General features: G+C 65.2%; 16 protein-coding genes. 10 read left to right on the forward strand and 6 right to left on the reverse strand.

Annotated features, from left to right (window positions below; all coding sequences use genetic code 11):
• Positions 1–21: 21 nt before the first annotated feature.
• Positions 22–621: a dephospho-CoA kinase gene (gene coaE / locus ACYCVF_RS17075; RefSeq protein WP_459606565.1), complete on the forward strand. Its 600-nt coding sequence runs from the start codon at positions 22–24 to the stop codon at positions 619–621.
• 27 nt (positions 622–648) lie between these two features.
• Positions 649–1,374: a DNA polymerase III subunit epsilon gene (dnaQ, locus tag ACYCVF_RS17080; protein ID WP_459598169.1), complete on the forward strand. Its 726-nt coding sequence runs from the start codon at positions 649–651 to the stop codon at positions 1,372–1,374.
• Here the strand turns inward: dnaQ and secB are convergent.
• Entirely contained in the window at positions 1,365–1,850 is a 486-nt protein-coding gene (gene secB, locus ACYCVF_RS17085) for a protein-export chaperone SecB (protein ID WP_459598170.1), read from the reverse strand. The genes dnaQ and secB overlap by 10 nt on opposite strands.
• A 412-nt stretch (positions 1,851–2,262) precedes the next feature.
• Here secB and ACYCVF_RS17090 point away from each other — a divergent pair, with 412 nt between their 5' ends.
• Genes ACYCVF_RS17090 through ACYCVF_RS17100 form a run of 3 tightly spaced genes read left to right on the forward strand, consistent with a single transcriptional unit; the run spans position 2,263 to position 5,076 of the window.
• Positions 2,263–2,970: a Tim44/TimA family putative adaptor protein gene (locus ACYCVF_RS17090; protein WP_459598172.1), complete on the forward strand. Its 708-nt coding sequence runs from the start codon at positions 2,263–2,265 to the stop codon at positions 2,968–2,970.
• Complete coding sequence (gene mltA / locus ACYCVF_RS17095; protein WP_459598174.1) at positions 2,948–4,489, forward strand: murein transglycosylase A; 1,542 nt, start codon at positions 2,948–2,950, stop codon at positions 4,487–4,489. Before ACYCVF_RS17090 ends, mltA begins: the two co-directional genes overlap by 23 nt.
• Entirely contained in the window at positions 4,486–5,076 is a 591-nt protein-coding gene (locus tag ACYCVF_RS17100; RefSeq protein WP_459598176.1) for a Smr/MutS family protein, read from the forward strand. The genes mltA and ACYCVF_RS17100 overlap by 4 nt, the downstream gene beginning before the upstream one ends.
• A gap of 174 nt (positions 5,077–5,250) precedes the next feature.
• Here the strand turns inward: ACYCVF_RS17100 and ACYCVF_RS17105 are convergent, their stop codons facing one another.
• The 5 genes from ACYCVF_RS17105 to ACYCVF_RS17125 all read right to left on the reverse strand — a co-directional run bounded on the left by ACYCVF_RS17105 (position 5,251) and on the right by ACYCVF_RS17125 (position 10,411).
• A complete protein-coding gene (locus ACYCVF_RS17105) occupies positions 5,251–6,375 on the reverse strand; it encodes a hypothetical protein (protein WP_459598178.1) in 1,125 nt (374 codons plus the stop codon).
• Positions 6,376–6,402: 27 nt separating this feature from the next.
• On the reverse strand, positions 6,403–7,707 hold the full coding sequence (gene hslU, locus ACYCVF_RS17110) for an ATP-dependent protease ATPase subunit HslU (RefSeq protein ID WP_459598180.1): 1,305 nt from the start codon (positions 7,705–7,707) through the stop codon (positions 6,403–6,405).
• A gap of 49 nt (positions 7,708–7,756) precedes the next feature.
• Positions 7,757–8,374 carry a DUF2585 domain-containing protein gene (locus ACYCVF_RS17115; RefSeq protein WP_459598182.1) on the reverse strand — a complete coding sequence of 206 codons (618 nt, stop codon included), beginning with the start codon at positions 8,372–8,374 and terminating at the stop codon, positions 7,757–7,759.
• Positions 8,371–8,844, reverse strand: coding sequence for a GNAT family N-acetyltransferase (locus tag ACYCVF_RS17120; protein ID WP_459598184.1), 474 nt, complete (start codon positions 8,842–8,844; stop codon positions 8,371–8,373). Before ACYCVF_RS17120 ends, ACYCVF_RS17115 begins: the two co-directional genes overlap by 4 nt.
• A 334-nt stretch (positions 8,845–9,178) precedes the next feature.
• The gene (locus ACYCVF_RS17125; RefSeq protein ID WP_459598186.1) at positions 9,179–10,411 is read right to left on the reverse strand and encodes a penicillin-binding protein activator; all 1,233 of its coding nucleotides are present in this window, start codon (positions 10,409–10,411) and stop codon (positions 9,179–9,181) included.
• 339 nt (positions 10,412–10,750) lie between these two features.
• Here ACYCVF_RS17125 and rsmI point away from each other — a divergent pair, with 339 nt between their 5' ends.
• The 5 genes from rsmI (at position 10,751) to ACYCVF_RS17150 (ending at position 15,754) form a co-directional block, all read left to right on the forward strand.
• A complete protein-coding gene (rsmI, locus tag ACYCVF_RS17130; RefSeq protein ID WP_459598188.1) occupies positions 10,751–11,701 on the forward strand; it encodes a 16S rRNA (cytidine(1402)-2'-O)-methyltransferase in 951 nt (316 codons plus the stop codon).
• A complete protein-coding gene (locus ACYCVF_RS17135) occupies positions 11,688–12,089 on the forward strand; it encodes a YraN family protein (RefSeq protein WP_459598190.1) in 402 nt (133 codons plus the stop codon). Before rsmI ends, ACYCVF_RS17135 begins: the two co-directional genes overlap by 14 nt.
• A gap of 10 nt (positions 12,090–12,099) precedes the next feature.
• A complete protein-coding gene (gene gshB / locus ACYCVF_RS17140; RefSeq protein ID WP_459598192.1) occupies positions 12,100–13,044 on the forward strand; it encodes a glutathione synthase in 945 nt (314 codons plus the stop codon).
• A gap of 363 nt (positions 13,045–13,407) precedes the next feature.
• Complete coding sequence (gene cpaB, locus ACYCVF_RS17145) at positions 13,408–14,226, forward strand: Flp pilus assembly protein CpaB (protein ID WP_459598194.1); 819 nt, start codon at positions 13,408–13,410, stop codon at positions 14,224–14,226.
• 10 nt (positions 14,227–14,236) lie between these two features.
• Positions 14,237–15,754 carry a type II and III secretion system protein family protein gene (locus tag ACYCVF_RS17150; RefSeq protein WP_459598196.1) on the forward strand — a complete coding sequence of 506 codons (1,518 nt, stop codon included), beginning with the start codon at positions 14,237–14,239 and terminating at the stop codon, positions 15,752–15,754.
• Positions 15,755–15,761 lie beyond the last annotated feature (7 nt).

The following is a 15,761-nucleotide window of genomic DNA, read 5'->3' on the forward strand; positions in this document are numbered from 1 at the left end:
GACAGACATGGCGATGGCTCGATGCGGATTCTCGGACTGACCGGCTCGATCGGGATGGGCAAATCCACCACCGCGAAACTGTTCGCGGAGGCCGGCGTTCCCGTCTACGACGCCGATGCCGCTGTTCATCAACTCTATGAAGGCGATGCGGCTCCTGCGATCGAGGCTGCCTTTCCCGGCACGACCGCGAACGGCAAGGTCGATCGGCAGAAATTGTCCGCGCGCGTGGTGCACGATTCTGCGGCGATCAAGCAGCTCGAGCAGATCGTCCATCCGATGCTCGGTGTCTCCCGGCAGAAGTTCTTTGCCGACGCCGAGGCCGCCAACGCGCCGGTCGTTGTGCTCGACATTCCACTGCTGTTCGAGACCGGCGGCGAGAAGCGGGTCGATGCCGTGGTCGTGGTCTCGACCAGCCCGGAACTGCAGCGCGAGCGGGTGCTGGCGCGGGGCACGATGGACGAGGCAAAACTCGACGCCATCATCGCCAAGCAGATGCCCGATGCCGAGAAGCGCAAACGCGCAGATTTCGTAGTGGATACGTCACACGGACTTGACCCGGTGCGGGCGCAAATCGCGCACATCCTGGCCGAGGTCGTTAAGATGCCGCAGCGGCGAGCCTGATTCGCCGGCTCACACGGCTATCAAGACATGCGCGAAATCGTCCTCGACACCGAAACGACCGGCCTCGATCCGCTTCGCGGCGACCGCTTGGTCGAAATCGGCTGTGTCGAGATGTTCAACCGCATGCCGACGGGGCAGAGCTTTCACGTCTACATCAATCCGGAACGGGACATGCCGGCGGAAGCCTTTGCAGTGCACGGCCTGTCGAGCGAATTTCTGTCGACGAAGCCGCTGTTCCACGAAGTCGTCGACGAATTTCTGGAGTTCATCGGCGACGCGCCGCTGGTGATCCACAACGCCTCGTTCGACATCAGCTTCATCAATGCCGAGCTCGATCGGATCAAACGCGCCGCGATCCCGCGCGAGCGGCTGGTCGATACCCTGCTGCTGGCCCGGCGCAAGCATCCCGGCGTGTCCAACCGGCTCGACGATCTCTGCTCACGCTACGCGATCGACAATTCACACCGCACCAAGCACGGCGCGCTGCTGGACGCCGAGCTGCTGGCTGAAGTCTATGTCGACCTGGTCGGGGCGCGGCAGTCCCAGCTCCTGCTGGCTTCGGAATCCGAGGAGATCCGCGTCAATGCCGCCGGCGATGCGCCGCGGCGGCAGCGTTCGGTGCCGCTCGCGCCGCGGATTTCGGATACAGAGCGCGAAGCCCACCGGGCCTTCATCGCAACGCTCGGCGACAAGGCGATCTGGAACGAGTACCTGCCCGCTCCAGTTGCTGCCTTGGCGGCCGGTCAGGCCTGACCGGCTTGGCCCTGAGCGGCCATTTGCCGCTCCATGTTCTGGCGGTAGAGACCGACGAAATCGACCGGATCCAGCATCAGCGGGGGGAACCCGCCGTCGCGCACGGCGGTCGCGATGATCTCTCGGGCGAACGGGAAGAGCAGACGCGGGCACTCGATCATGACCAGCGGATGCAGGTTCTCCTTCGGCACGTTGGCGATCCGGAACACGCCGGCATAGGCGAGTTCGAACGAGAACATCACCTTGCCCGCGGCTTCGGCCTTGCCCTCGACGGACAACGTCACCTCGAACTCCTGTTCGCTGAGGTTGTTGGCGCTCACATTGATCTGGATGTTGATCTGCGGCGGCTGGCTCTGCTGCTGGAGCGAGCCCGGCGCGTTGGGATTTTCGAACGAAAGGTCCTTGGTATATTGCGCCAGCACGTTGAGCTGGGGAGCCTGGGCCGCCTCGGGAGGGGTGCCGTTACCGTTGGTCATGAAAGTCTCTCCTTACCCGATTGGGGCTGAATTTCGCGGCGGTTGGCTAACATAAGGCCGCCTCGTTCTACAAGGACGAACGGTTCCGGAGCGAGAATCCGGCCTGCGCCCTGCACCTTGGACGTTCATCCTGCCCTTTACGCGATATCCGGCCTTAAACGCTTGAAGATGCGCGATTTCCGGGCACGATCGGGTTTCCCCTTAAACATAAAACGCGCTACACTTGCTACTGTGCCAAAAGGCGCCATTGGCCCGGCAAGATTTCGTGCCTACATCCCCCGGACCAGACGTGGACCCAAATGGCGATGTAGACTTGCCGTTTCCGTAGGGAACGGTCTACTGGCCGGATTGATTTTCCCGGCAACGACCCCAAAGCGAAGACCCAGAGCACAGACCAGAAAGCGAATACGACGTGGACATCTATACCATCATCTTCCTGGCGCTCGCGGTCTTCATCTTTCTGCGGCTGCGCAGCGTGCTCGGGCAGCGCACCGGCAATGAGCGGCCGCCGTTCGATCGAACCGCCGCCCGCAATGCGCTGGGCGGTGCCCAGGACAACAACGTCGTGACCATGCCGGGCAAGGTGATCGACCAGGCCCCGCTGGCACCCACGGCCGAGCCTGTCCCGCCGACCGACCGCTGGAAGGGGCTGGCCGAGCCGGGCACTGCGCTTGCGCAGGGCCTCGATGCCATCCTCGAGAAGGATTCCACCTTCGACCCGCGCCACTTCATCTCGGGCGCCCGCGGCGCCTACGAGATGATCGTGCTGGCCTTCGCCAACGGCGACCGCCGCGCGCTGCGCGACCTGTTGTCGTCCGACGTCTATGAAAGCTTCGACGCCGCGATCAAGGAACGCGAGAAGAACGAACAGAAGACCGAGACGCGCTTCGTCTCGATCGACAAGGCCGAGCTCGTCGGCGCCGAGTTGCGCGACCGGAGCGCCCAGCTCACCGTGCGCTTCGTTTCGCAGATGATCTCTGCCACCCGCGACAAGGCCGGCAACATCGTCGACGGCAGCGCCGACACTGTCGCCGACATCACCGATATCTGGACTTTCGCCCGCGACATCACCTCTCGCGATCCGAACTGGAAGCTGGTTGGCACCGGAAGCGCGAATTAAGGTCTTTCTGAAGGCCGGCGCGACGGCGCTCTGCGCGGGTGCCGTCGCGCTGTCATCGTTTTCGCTCGGCGCCGAGGCGGCACGGCGCCACCATCGCAGCCATCACCATCACCTTCCGCGAACGCCTGCCGCTCCGCCGCGGGCCTTGCCCTATCCGCAGCTCTCCCTGCCGTTCGAAATTCCCGGCGCTCAATATCTGCCGCTGGCCTGGTCGGACGTGAAGGGCTGGGACGAGGACAATCATCTTGCCGCCTACAAGACGTTCCGCGCCAGCTGCCGGCCGATCAATGCGCAGAACGGCGCGGCCGAACCCAAGGCCTTCGAACCCAAGGCCCTGGGCGCCTCGCTGAGCGAGCCTTGCCGGGCCGCCAAAACGCTCGATCTCACCGACGACGCCAAGGCCAAGGCCTTCTTCGAGGAAAATTTTGCGCCGCTGCGCATCTCACGCCTCGGCGAGCCCGACGGCTTCGTCACCGGGTATTACGAGCCGGTGCTGGAGGGATCGCGCACGCAGACCGATGTCTACAACGTGCCGGTCTATCGCCGTCCCTCGAACCTGTTCGTGCGCGGCTACAAGCAGGATTCGCTCAGCCTGCCCAACAAGGGCCCGGTCTATCGCAAGATCGGGCGTCGCAAGCTGGTGCCCTATTACGACCGCGGCGAGATCGAGGACGGCAAGATCGCCGGCCGCGGGCTCGAGATTGCCTGGCTGAAGGACCCGACCGATCTCCTGTTCGCCCAGATCCAGGGCTCGGCGCGGATCAAGTTCGAGGACGGCAGCACGGTCCGGCTCAATTACGACGCCTATAACGGCTACCCCTATACCGCCGTCGGACGGATCCTGATCGAGCGCGGCATCATCCCGAAAGAGGAGATGTCGATGCAGAAGATCAGGGAATGGATGGCGCAGAACCCCGACGGCGCCAAGGAGCTGCGCCGCGCCAATCGTGCCTACATCTTCTTCCGCGAGGTCAACCTCTCCGACAAGGAGGAGGCGGTGGGGGCGCAGGGCATTCCGTTGACGGCCGGCCGCTCGATCGCCGTCGACAAATCGCTGCATGTCTACGGTACGCCGTTCTTCATCGAGGGCGAGCTGCCGATCGACTCCGAACGTGCCAAGACGCCGTTCCGCCGGCTGATGATCGCGCAGGACACCGGTTCGGCCATCATCGGTCCCGCGCGCGCGGATCTCTTTTTCGGAGCTGGCCAGGAGGCCGGCCGTGTCTCCGGGCGGCTGCGCCATCCCATGCGTTTCGTGATGCTGGTGCCGAAGAGCCTCGATCCCGGCGCGCGCGGCGCGCGGCTGCCGGTCCCGGATCCCAGGCCCTCGGAGAAGATCGCAAAGCTTTATCCGCAAACCGATCCGGCAAAGGCGGGCACGCCCGCCGCCGCGGCGCAAGGCAAGAACGATACGGTTGCCATCGCCGGTCCCGTTCCGCTGCCGGTGCCGCGTCCCGCGATCGAGCCCGAGTCAGAGCCCCGGCGGCCGGTGAAGAATCGTCCTCATCGGCAACAATGAAGCGATCGTCCCGCCCGCCCGTGCTGGAGCCTCGCCCCTCGCCGCGCCGCCGTGCGCTGAGCGAGGAAGAGCGCGAGCTGTGGGATCTCGTTTCGAAGCAGGTCAAGCCGCTCAGGAAGCGGCGCGCGGCAAAGGCGCCGTCCACGCCGCGCCCTGAGCCATCATCCACCGGTCCGGCCGTGCGACCCGCGTCATCGCCGCGGCCCATCGCCGCCGCGCCGGCACCGCGCGTGACGAAGCCGTCCGTCCCGCCCCTGGCGCCGCTTGGCAAGCGCGAGCGGACAAAGCTCTCGCGCGGCCGCAGCGAGATCGAGGCCCGGCTCGATTTGCATGGCATGACCCAGACGCGCGCCCATCGCGCGTTGGCCGGGTTCCTCCACCGCGCCCATCACGACGGCTTGACCTTCGTGCTCGTCATCACCGGCAAGGGACGCAGCGGCGGCGAGAGCGGCGTGCTCCGCCGCCAGGTGCCGGAATGGCTGAGCCTGCCGGAATTCCGCGCCTTCGTCGTCGGCTTCGAGACCGCCCATATCGGCCACGGCGGCGAGGGTGCGCTGTACGTGCGAATCCGACGGGCGAGGTTTTAGCGGAATCAAGCCAGCCCCGGACTCCTCTTGCCTCTCCCGTTTGCGGGAGAGGTCGACGCGCGAAGCGCGGCGGGTGAGGGTTCTCTCCTCTTGGGGGTTCTCGCTCGCGGAGAAAGCCCTCTCCCCAACCCTCTCAGGCGGGAGAGGGAGCGCACCTTCTCCGAGTTTGCGCCATCAGAACGGCCGGTTGATTCCGACGCGTGGGATCAGCGTGACGATCAGGCCGAAGATGTTCGTGTTGCGATCCTCCGCCGGAATCAGCGCAGCTTGCTGCTTTGCCGGCAGCATCTTCACTGCATGCAGGATCAGGAACATGCAGACCGCCAAGTTCGAGATCCAGCGCGAATAATCGAACACCATCGCGAACATCACGAGATAGGCGAGGCTGATTCCGATCAGCGCCGCAATGATGAGGCGATGGTGCGCCTCGTTCGCGAGCTCGCCGATCAGGCGCGCAAGATAGCGCCACAGCGGCGCATGCAGCCAGATCAGAAGCGCGAACACAGGCACGCCGAGGATGTTGTGGGGCAGGCGGCCCCAGGTGTCCGATATCTCCTTCGCCAGGGGCTGATACCAGATGTAGGCGAATTGCAGCAGGTCGGTCCGCGATGGATCGGCCATCCGGCCCTTCAGATAGCCGACAAAATCCACTTCCGGGATCGGCATCGTTCCCAGAAATTGCGCGGCGAAGAACAGCGCGGAGACGACGACGAGAGCGACCACACCAAAGCCGACGTTGCTGCGGCCAAAGCCATGGGTCAGGTAGTGCCTGATCATGACGATGATGATGATCGTCGGCACGTACATCAGGAGATGGATGTGATGGATCAGCACGAGAATGATCGAGAACAGTGCGGCCGTGGCAACGAACAGCAGCGAGCTCGCCGGCATCAGCAGCAGGATGAGCGCGAGCGCGCAGCCGTAGATGTCGAAATGGCCGAGCGTGTGCATGAAGTTCTTCAGGAAGAACGGCGAGCCCGCGGTGAAGACGAACAGCGGCAGCGTTCGTGCGGTGAAGCCGAAGGTCTTCTGAAACAGCCTTGCATAGAGAGCTGATGTCAGCAGCCACGTCGCTCCGCCGAGCGCGAATACCAGCCAGACCGGTACCTTGTCCGTGAACAGCGCGACGATAGCTCCCATCAACGCGCGCTTGATGAAACCGAAATGGTAGTCGACGAGAAGGTGGATGTAGGGGACGTAAGGCGGCAGCTGGATCTTGTGGATGAAGACGCCGACGAGGACGGCGACGTTGATCGCGAGCAGAAGCCGCCAGGGATTTTGCAGGATGCGTACGGTCACGCCGCATCAATAGCGTGACCGCCCGAATTACAAAATGAACCGGCTGAGATCCGCGTTCCTGGCGAGGTCGCCGACGTGCCTCTGCACGAAATCGGCATCCACCGTGACGGTCTCGCCGCTGCGGTCGGGAGCGGTGAAGGAGATCTCGTCCAGCACCCGCTCCATCACGGTCTGGAGCCGCCGCGCGCCGATGTTCTCGACGGTGGAGTTGACGGCAACCGCGACGTCGGCGAGCGCGTCGATGGCGCCGTCGGTGATGTCGAGCGTCACGCCCTCGGTCTGCATCAAGGCGACGTATTGCTTGATGAGCGAGGCCTCGGGTTCGGTCAGGATGCGGCGCATGTCGTCGCGGGTCAGTGCCTGCAACTCGACGCGGATCGGCAGGCGGCCCTGCAATTCGGGCAGCAGGTCGGACGGCTTTGCGACGTGGAAGGCGCCGGAGGCAATGAACAGGATGTGGTCGGTCTTGACCGCGCCGTGCTTGGTCGAGACGGTGGTGCCCTCGATCAGCGGCAGCAGATCGCGCTGCACGCCCTCGCGCGAGACGTCGCCGCCGACGCGTCCGTCACGCGCACAGATCTTGTCGATCTCGTCGAGGAACACGATACCGTTGTTCTCGACCGCGCTGATCGCCTCGAGCGTCAGCTGCTCGGTGTCCAGGAGCTTGTCGGATTCCTCGTTGACGAGAATCTCGTGCGAGCTCTCCACCGTGAGCCGTCGTGTCTTGCTGCGGCCGCCGAGCTTGCCGAAGATGTCGCCGATCGAGATCGCGCCCATCTGCGCGCCGGGCATGCCGGGGATCTCGAACATCGGCATGCCGCCGCCGGACGACTGCGTCTCGACCTCGATCTCCTTGTCGTTGAGCTCGCCGGCGCGCAGCTTCTTGCGGAACGACTCCCGCGTCGCGGAGCTCGCATTGGCGCCGACCAAGGCATCGAGCACGCGCTCCTCGGCCGCGAGTTGCGCCCGCGCCTGCACGTCCTTGCGCTTCTTCTCGCGCACCTGGGCGATCGCGACCTCGACGAGGTCGCGGACGATCTGCTCGACGTCCCGGCCGACATAGCCGACCTCGGTGAACTTGGTGGCTTCCACCTTCAGGAACGGCGCGTTTGCGAGCCTTGCCAATCGCCGTGCGATCTCGGTCTTGCCGACGCCTGTGGGGCCGATCATCAGGATGTTCTTCGGCAGCACCTCTTCGCGCAAGGAGCCGGTGAGCTGCTGCCGCCGCCAACGATTGCGCAGCGCGATCGAGACGGCGCGCTTGGCGTCGCCCTGGCCGACGATGAAGCGGTCGAGTTCGGAAACGATTTCGCGGGGAGAGAAGTCTGTCATGTCTGTTTAGCTAGGGCGGGAGGCGGCCAAGGACAAGCTGCATTTTAGGTCAGATGATCGGCGGCCCCGATTGCCATTGTTTCACGGCCTCGATCGGATGGATCAGCATCAGGATGTTGAGCGTCAGATTGTCGCGAATGTGGAGCGCCAGCATGATCTCGAAGGCAAGCCCGAGCAGGACGGTCGCTGTGACTGGCAGTACGCGCGCGACGAGGAACCCCAGGATCATGGCCAGATTGTCCGAGACCGAATTGATGATGCTGTCGCCGTAATAATCCAGCGAGATCGTGCCGGCGCGGTATCGCTCGATGATGAGAGGTGAGTTCTCGACGATCTCCCAGGCGCCCTCGATCAGCATGGCGACGATCAGCCGGGCCGGCCAGGACAAAGGCAGGAACGGCAGCCGTGCGAACAGCAGCCAGGTGAGGCCGTAGAACAGGAAGCCGTGCAGGACGTGCGAGAATGTGTACCAGTCGGCGATCTGCTGGGAGTTTTCCGAGCTGTTCACCAGGCCATGCCAGAGCTTGATGGTGCCGCAGGTGCAGATCGGCACGCGCCCCATCGCGAGCAGGATCGAGGCCTGCAGCGCCAGCAGTAGCAGCGCGATGCCGACCCAGGCGAGCGGCGGAAATGTGGTCTTGGCGGCGGGGGTCGCGGCGAGCGTCATGGGTCTCGGATCATCAGGAGTGCGGGACCGTCGGGGGTGACAATGACATGCTGCGGCACAAATCCGGCTTTCTCATAGGCACGGATCGCACGCTTGTTGGCGGGATTCGGATCGATCGCGATGCGCGGCACACCGCGCGCGAAGAGCTCGTCGATGAACGCGCGGATGAAAGCGGAGCCGTGGCCGCATCCGAGCATGTCGGCCTCGCCGATGAACTGGTCGAGGCCGCGTGTTCCTACCGGCTGTGGACCGAAGCTGAGGTGCCATTCGCCGAGCTGGTAGCACTGCAGATAGGCCAGGGGCCGACCGTCCTTGCTGACGATGAACTGCGCCAGGTCAGGATGATCGAGATCACCGCCGATGAATTCGAGTGTCTCTGGATCATGCCACCATTCGGCGACATGCGGCGCGTCCAGCCACCGCCGGATCAGCGGCATGTCGGACCTGACCATCGGGCGGAAGGTGGGCATGCTGATTGGCGTCCTTTTCATGTGCCTTGATATCGCCAGTACCTGTCTCATCGAAATACAGGCGGTATCGCTTGGACGAAGGAACGATGGTCATGGCACAACCGCGATATAGACGTATTTCGAAAACAGACCGCAGCAAGTCAACCCTGTCTCTGTTCTCTCATCGCTTTCCAAGCCTGCAGATTCCAGATTCGAGAAGAGGCAATCCCTATCGACTAGCTTCTCGACCAAGCGCGACGGCCGGCGAATCTAGCTTCCTGCTACTTCCTAGCAGACGCTTTCTCCTATTCCCAAAAGGGGATGAGAGACCAAGTAAGAAATATGCGGATGAAGACTACGCCCCAAAGCTCTTCGGCGAGCCCGCCACCGCAACGCCGCCACCCTGCGTCACCTTCATCACCGCGAGCCCACGTTCATTGGTGCCATCCGCGCGGAAGCGGAACAGGCCGTCGATGCCGGCAAAGCCCGAAGGGTTGGTGAGCACGTCGGGCGAGAAGCGCGTGGTGCCTTGCGTGCGCGCGAGTGCGGCGACGAGCGCGACCGCGTCGTAGGCGAGTGTCGCGGTACGCACCGGTTCGCCGCCATATTTGGTGCGGTAGCGACCGGAGAAGGCGCGGAAGCCGGCCGGGTCGGGCGCGGCGTAGAGGCCGCCCTGGAGCGCGGCGCTGGCATAGACGCGCGGATTGTCCCACAGGCCGGTGCCAAGCAGCTGGATGTTGCGCAGGTTCGCACCCGCCGCCGTCATCGCATCCGCCACCGAGACGACGGCATCGCCGTCATCGGCAATGAACAGCGCGTCGGCGCTGCCCAGCTGCTGCGCGACGGTGCGCGCCGGGGTGGCGCGATCGGCGCCGTATTTCTCGAAGGCGACGATGCGCCCGCCACGCCGCGGCACCGCCGCCTTCACCGCGGCCTCGACGACATTGCCATAGGCGTTGTCGGGCACGAGCACGGCGACGGAGCGCTTTCCGATGCTGCCCGAATATTCGACGATGCGGTTGACGTCGGACTCCGGCAGGAAGCTGAGCAGATAGACGCCGCGTCCGGCGATGCTGGAATCGGTCGAGAACGCGATGACGGAAATGCCGCGCGTGCGCGCGACCTGTGCCACCGCGGGCACCGACTGCGCGAACAGCGGTCCCAGGATGATCTCGGCGCCCTCGTCGACCGCCTGCTGCGCGCCGGCTTGTGCGCCTTGCGGGCTGCCATTGTCGTCCTTGATCAGGAGCTGGATGTTCGGGTTCTGGAACTCGGCCAGCGCCATCTCGGCGGCGTTACGCATCGATTGCGCCGCGAGGCCGGCGTTGCCGGCGGCGGAGAGCGGCAGGATCACCGCGACCTTCACCCCGCCGGTGCCGGCGGTCGTCGCCTGCTGCGGAGGACCTGCCGGCTGGGCCGGCGGCGCGGAGCTCGAGAACGGGTTGGAGAACTGGCTGAGACTCTGTTGCACGCCTGCGCAGGCCGACAGCACGGGCGCGCCGAGCAACAGGCCGAGCGCACTGCGCCGGGTCGCCCCCGACAATCGGGAGCCCGGAACGGGAGATTTTGGATGACGCGGGCCCACCATGGCAGCTTCTCTTCTCACCGGCCATCGCCCGCCGGTCACGACATTCCTTCCGCGACACAAGCCGCGGATTCAGGCATATTGTCGGCAAACAGTTAACCAAAACAAAAGGATAACAACCGCTTAACGCGACTGCTTTCCCGTCCCGGCAGCTGTTCGCCGTCACTCGTCCAGCATCAAGGCGGCGTTTCCGTCGTGAATATGGCGCGAGGGCCCTCATTCCCTCCCGACGTGACCTGGATCGATCACATTCCCGTCCGTTCCTCACCCCTTCACCTCGGCACGATCTTTTTCGACCAGCCGGTTCCCAGCCCTGCGGATCGTGCCTAAGTTGACTTCATTATGCGCGCAAAGCCGGCTCCGATAAATACGTCTGAAGCTCAAGACGCCGCCTCGCGGGGTTTCTCGATCGACGCCCATCGGCTCGCGGCGCCGAAGGCCGCGCCGGGCCTCTATCTGGTCGCGACACCCATCGGAAACCTCGGCGACATCACCCTGCGGGCGCTTCAGACGCTCGCCGGCGTCGACGTCATCGCCTGCGAGGACACCCGCATCACGCGCCGCCTGACCGAACGCTACGCCATCGCAGCAACGCTCAGGCAATATCACGAGCACAATGCGGAAGCGGCGCGCCCGAAGCTTCTGGAGGCACTGGCGCAAGGCGGCTCGGTCGCGCTGGTCTCGGACGCCGGCACGCCGCTGATCTCCGATCCCGGCTTCAAGCTGGTCCGCGAGGTCTGCGCCGCCGGTCATTCCGTGTATGCGCTGCCCGGCCCATCCTCGGTGCTGGCGGCGCTGTCGGTCGCCGCTCTTCCGACCGACCGCTTCTTCTTCGAAGGTTTCTTGCCGGCGAAATCCGCGGCCCGCCGCGCACGCCTGGCCGAGCTTGCGCGCATCGACGCAACGCTGGTGATGTTCGAATCGGGCAACCGGATGCAGGCCACCTTGACCGATCTCGCCGAGATCATGGGCGAACGCGAGGCCGCGGTCTGCCGCGAACTGACGAAGTTGCACGAGGAGGTCAGGCGCGCGCCCCTCGCCGAGTTCGCGCGTCAAGCCGATGCGCCGGAGACGCGTGGTGAGTTCGTTCTGGTGATCGGCCCGCCCGCAGCGGGCGCCGACGTGCTGGCATCGGATGCGCTCGATGGGCTCTTGCGCGAGCAGCTTGCCGCAAACAGCGTCAAGGACGCCGTGGCCCATGCGGTCGCGCTGTCGGGCCGGCCGCGCCGCGAGGTCTATGCCCGTGCGCTCGAGCTCGCAAAGGATCTTCGAGGCGGCGATGGCGAAGTCTGAGATCCCCGGGGAACCGAAGGTCGCCTCGCCCGAACGCGTCGCCGCGTTCCACACCGGGATTTCCGCCGAGAGCCGCGCCGCGGCCTATCTGATGGCCAAGGGCTACCGCATCCTCGCCAAGCGCTACCGCACCCCGCATGGCGAGATCGACATCGTGGCGAGACGCCGCAATCTGATCGCCTTCGTCGAGGTCAAGGCGCGGGCGACGCTGGATGACGCCGCCTTCGCCGTGACGCCGCGCCAGCAGCAGCGCATCATCGACGCCGCGCAAGGCTGGCTCGCAGCGCATCCCGAGCATGCCGAATTCGAATTGCGATTCGACGCCATGCTGATTGCGCCGCGATCACTTCCGCGCCATGTGTTGGCGGCATTCGACGCCTCGACCTGAAAGGCAGACCATGAAACTGAACGTCGCCGTCCAGATGGACCCCATCGCCCGCATCAACATCAAGGGCGATTCCACCTTTGCGCTGCTTCTCGAAGCGCAGAAGCGCGGCCATGGCCTGTCCTATTACACGCCCGACAAGCTCTCGATGGTCGGTGAAGAGCTGGTCGCGCCGGTTCAGCTCCTGACCGTGCGCGACGAGCCCGGCGACCACTTCACGCTCGGCGAGCCCAGGCGCGAAGCGCTGGACGGCTTCGACGTGGTGCTGCTCCGCCAGGACCCGCCGTTCGACCTCGCCTACATCACCTCGACGCATTTCCTGGAGCGCATCCATCCGAAGACGCTGGTCGTCAACGATCCCGCCTCCGTGCGCAACGCGCCGGAAAAGCTGTTCGTGATGAACTTTCCGCAGCTGATGCCGCCGACGCTGATCTCGCGCGACCTTGACGAGATCAACGCGTTTCGCGACAGGCACGGCGCCGTCGTCATGAAGCCGCTGCACGGCCATGGCGGCGCGGCGGTGTTCCGGGTGATGCCGCAGGACATGAATTTCGGCTCGCTGTTCGACATGTTCTCGGTGACGTTCAGGGAGCCCTGGGTGATCCAGCAATTCATCCCCGAGGTGAAGCACGGCGACAAGCGCATCATCCTGGTCGACGGCGAGTTCGCCGGCGCGGTGAACCGCGTGCCGGCCGCCGACGACCTCCGCTCCAACATGGTGCGCGGCGGCGCGGCACAGGAGACCGACCTCACCCCGCGGGAGCGCGAGATCTGCGCCACCGTCGGCCCGGCGCTGCGCGAGCGCGGCCTCCTGTTCGTCGGCATCGACGTCATCAACGGCAACCTCACCGAGATCAACGTCACCTCTCCGACCGGCATCCGCGCCATCTCGCGGCTCGGCGGCCCTGACGTCGCGGCGAAGATCTGGGACGTGATCGAGCAGAAGCGGGCGAAGTAGCGCCGGCGACGCTGGCGTCATTCCAATCATCGTCGTCCTGAGGTGCTCGTCCTACACGGCAGGACGAGCACCTGCGCGTCGCACACACATTGCGATGACACGAGGCTTCGAGCCGCGCCGTCACTAACCACCCGTTCACCATGACGGCCACGTGCCGCATTCGAGCGCGCGCGCCGGTCTGCGTGAAACTACGGAGCCGCTGGCCGATCGAATAACGCCGCGTTCACCATCTGCCGAAATCCGGCATCGCCGCCGGCCATCGCATCCGGCCTCGCAACACCCCTTATACTTTTGCTCCCTACTCATCGACACGGGGGAACACGCCACGTGCGGTTCGAGTGCCCCGCGTAAGAGTACAGGCGTATGAACACCGCACGCATTGTCGTTCTCGTCATCGCATTGGGCGCCGGCGGCGTCGCTGCATATCTGGCGAGCGGCTACCAGAATGCGCCCGCCCCTGCCCAATCCGTCGCCGAGAAATTGCCGACGGTCGAGGTCCTCGTCGCCAAGAACGACATCCAGCTCGGCCAGGCGGTGAAGCCCGACGACCTGCTATGGCAGGCCTGGCCTGCGGCGACCGCAAGCAGCGCCTTCATCCGCCGCGACAGCAGACCCGAGGCGCAAACCCAGATCGCCGGCTCGATCGCGCGCGTGCCGTTGATGCAGGGCGAGCCGATCCGCGAGCAGAAACTGGTCAGGGCCGAAGGCTCCGGCTTCATGGCCGCGATCCTGCCGTCCGGGATGCGCGCCGTCTCCACCGAGATTTCAGCGGAGACCGGCGCCGGCGGCTTCATCCTTCCGAATGACCGCGTCGACATCGTCCTGACGCGCCGCCTGAAGAATCCCGACGGCGACAATAACGGTCCGACCGGCGGCAACGACCTCGTCCTGTCCGAGGTCATTCTCACCAACATCCGCGTGCTAGCGATCGACCAGGCGCCGAAGGAAAAGGACGGCCAGAACGCCGTCGTCGGCAAGACCGTCACGCTCGAGCTCAGACCCGATCAGGTCGCCACGCTCTCGGCCGCGCGTCAGGGCGGCACACTGACGCTCGCGCTGCGCAGCATCGTCGATGCCAACGCGGTCGACGGCACGCCCGAGGAACAGGCGATCAAGCGTTCGGGCGGCGTGAACGTGATCCGTTATGGCGTGCAGGCACGGCAACTGACGTCACAGAAGTGATGGGGACAGCATGAACTACGGGGGTGATCGGACGGGCCTGCGCATTCGGGGGAAGCGCGCGCGCTCGTTCTTGGCGGGGACGCTGTCGATGCTGGGGCTGCTCGCGGCCTCCGACGTCGTCAGCGCTGCGGACGCGCCGGTCGGCGACCAGGCGCCGATACAGGCGCCGGACCTCGGCGTGTCGCCGGTCGCGACGATCGCACCGGCGAGGACGCGCTTCCTGTCGCTCGGCGTCGGCAAGTCCGTCGTGATCGACCTGCCGCGCGAGGTCAAGGACGTGCTCGTGGCCGATCCCAAGATCGCCAACGCGGTGATCCGCTCGTCCCAGCGTGCCTATATCATCGGCGGCCAAGTCGGCCAGACCAACGTCGTGTTCTTCACCGCCGACGGCCAGCAGGTTGCCTCCTACGACATCGCCGTGAAGCGCGATCTCAACGGCATGCGCGCGGCGCTGCGCCAGTCCTTGCCGGGCGTGCAGATCGAAGGCGTCGGCGACAGCGTGATGCTGACCGGCTCGGTATCGAGCCCGGTCGAAGCGCAGCAGGCCGGCGACGTCGCCGCAAAGCTCGTCGGCGGCTCGGACAAGGTCGTCAACAACATCGTGGTGCGCGGCCGCGACCAGGTGATGCTCAAGGTCGTGGTCGGCGAAGTCCGCCGCGACATCGTCAAGCAGCTGGGCGTCGATCTCAGCGCCAGCCTGAACGCCGGCACGGCTGTGGTGAATTTCAACAACTCCAACCCGTTCTCGGTCTCTGGCGGGCCAATCGTCGGCAGCAACGGACTCGGCGTCGCCGGCCTCTCCAATGGCGTCGCCACCGTCAGCGCCACGATGCGGGCGATGGAAAGTGCCGGTGTCATGCGCACGCTGGCCGAGCCCAGCCTGACCGCGATCTCCGGCGAATCCGCCACGTTCGTTGCCGGCGGCGAGTTCCCGATCCCCGCAGGCTATACCTGCGATCCGGTCACCCGCTCCTGTGCCACCCAGGTCACCTACAAGAAGTTCGGCATCTCCCTGAACTTCACCCCGGTCGTGCTCAGCGAGGGCCGCATCAGCCTGCGCGTGATGACCGAGGTGTCGGAGCTGTCGAACACGAACTCGATCACGTTGACGCAGGCGGTGTCCGCGACAACGAACAACTCGATCACCATCCCCTCGATCCAGACCCGCCGCGCCGAGACGACGCTGGAAATCCCTTCGGGCGGTTCGATGGCAATGGCCGGCCTGATCCAGCAGCAGACCAAGCAGGCGATCAACGGCCTGCCCGGCGTTGACCAGGTGCCGATCATCGGTGCGCTGTTCCGCAGCCGCGACTTCGTCAACAACGAGACCGAGCTGATGGTGATCGTGACGCCCTATGTGGTGCGCGCGGTGGCCCAGAAGGAATTGTCGCGGCCCGACGACGGCTTCGCGCCGGCCTCGGATGCGCAGACCGCGCTGCTTGGGCGCATGAACCGCCTCTACGGCATCGCGCGCCGCGTCGATCCGATCAGCGGCACGCCCGGTGATTTCGGCTTCATCATCGACTGAGACGAAC

This window comes from Bradyrhizobium cedriense, assembly GCF_054602315.1.

Excerpts from the sequence above, each read along its gene's own strand:
- coaE (WP_459606565.1), top strand. The coding sequence starts at position 22 with ATGCGGATTCTCGGACTGACCGGCTCGATCGGGATGGGCAAATCCACC.
- dnaQ (WP_459598169.1), top strand. The coding sequence starts at position 649 with ATGCGCGAAATCGTCCTCGACACCGAAACGACCGGCCTCGATCCGCTT.
- secB (WP_459598170.1), bottom strand. The coding sequence starts at position 1,850 with ATGACCAACGGTAACGGCACCCCTCCCGAGGCGGCCCAGGCTCCCCAG.
- ACYCVF_RS17100 (WP_459598176.1), top strand. The coding sequence starts at position 4,486 with ATGAAGCGATCGTCCCGCCCGCCCGTGCTGGAGCCTCGCCCCTCGCCG.
- hslU (WP_459598180.1), bottom strand. The coding sequence starts at position 7,707 with ATGACAGACTTCTCTCCCCGCGAAATCGTTTCCGAACTCGACCGCTTC.
- ACYCVF_RS17115 (WP_459598182.1), bottom strand. The coding sequence starts at position 8,374 with ATGACGCTCGCCGCGACCCCCGCCGCCAAGACCACATTTCCGCCGCTC.
- ACYCVF_RS17120 (WP_459598184.1), bottom strand. The coding sequence starts at position 8,844 with ATGCCCACCTTCCGCCCGATGGTCAGGTCCGACATGCCGCTGATCCGG.
- ACYCVF_RS17125 (WP_459598186.1), bottom strand. The coding sequence starts at position 10,411 with ATGGTGGGCCCGCGTCATCCAAAATCTCCCGTTCCGGGCTCCCGATTG.
- rsmI (WP_459598188.1), top strand. The coding sequence starts at position 10,751 with ATGCGCGCAAAGCCGGCTCCGATAAATACGTCTGAAGCTCAAGACGCC.
- ACYCVF_RS17135 (WP_459598190.1), top strand. The coding sequence starts at position 11,688 with ATGGCGAAGTCTGAGATCCCCGGGGAACCGAAGGTCGCCTCGCCCGAA.
- gshB (WP_459598192.1), top strand. The coding sequence starts at position 12,100 with ATGAAACTGAACGTCGCCGTCCAGATGGACCCCATCGCCCGCATCAAC.
- cpaB (WP_459598194.1), top strand. The coding sequence starts at position 13,408 with ATGAACACCGCACGCATTGTCGTTCTCGTCATCGCATTGGGCGCCGGC.
- ACYCVF_RS17150 (WP_459598196.1), top strand. The coding sequence starts at position 14,237 with ATGAACTACGGGGGTGATCGGACGGGCCTGCGCATTCGGGGGAAGCGC.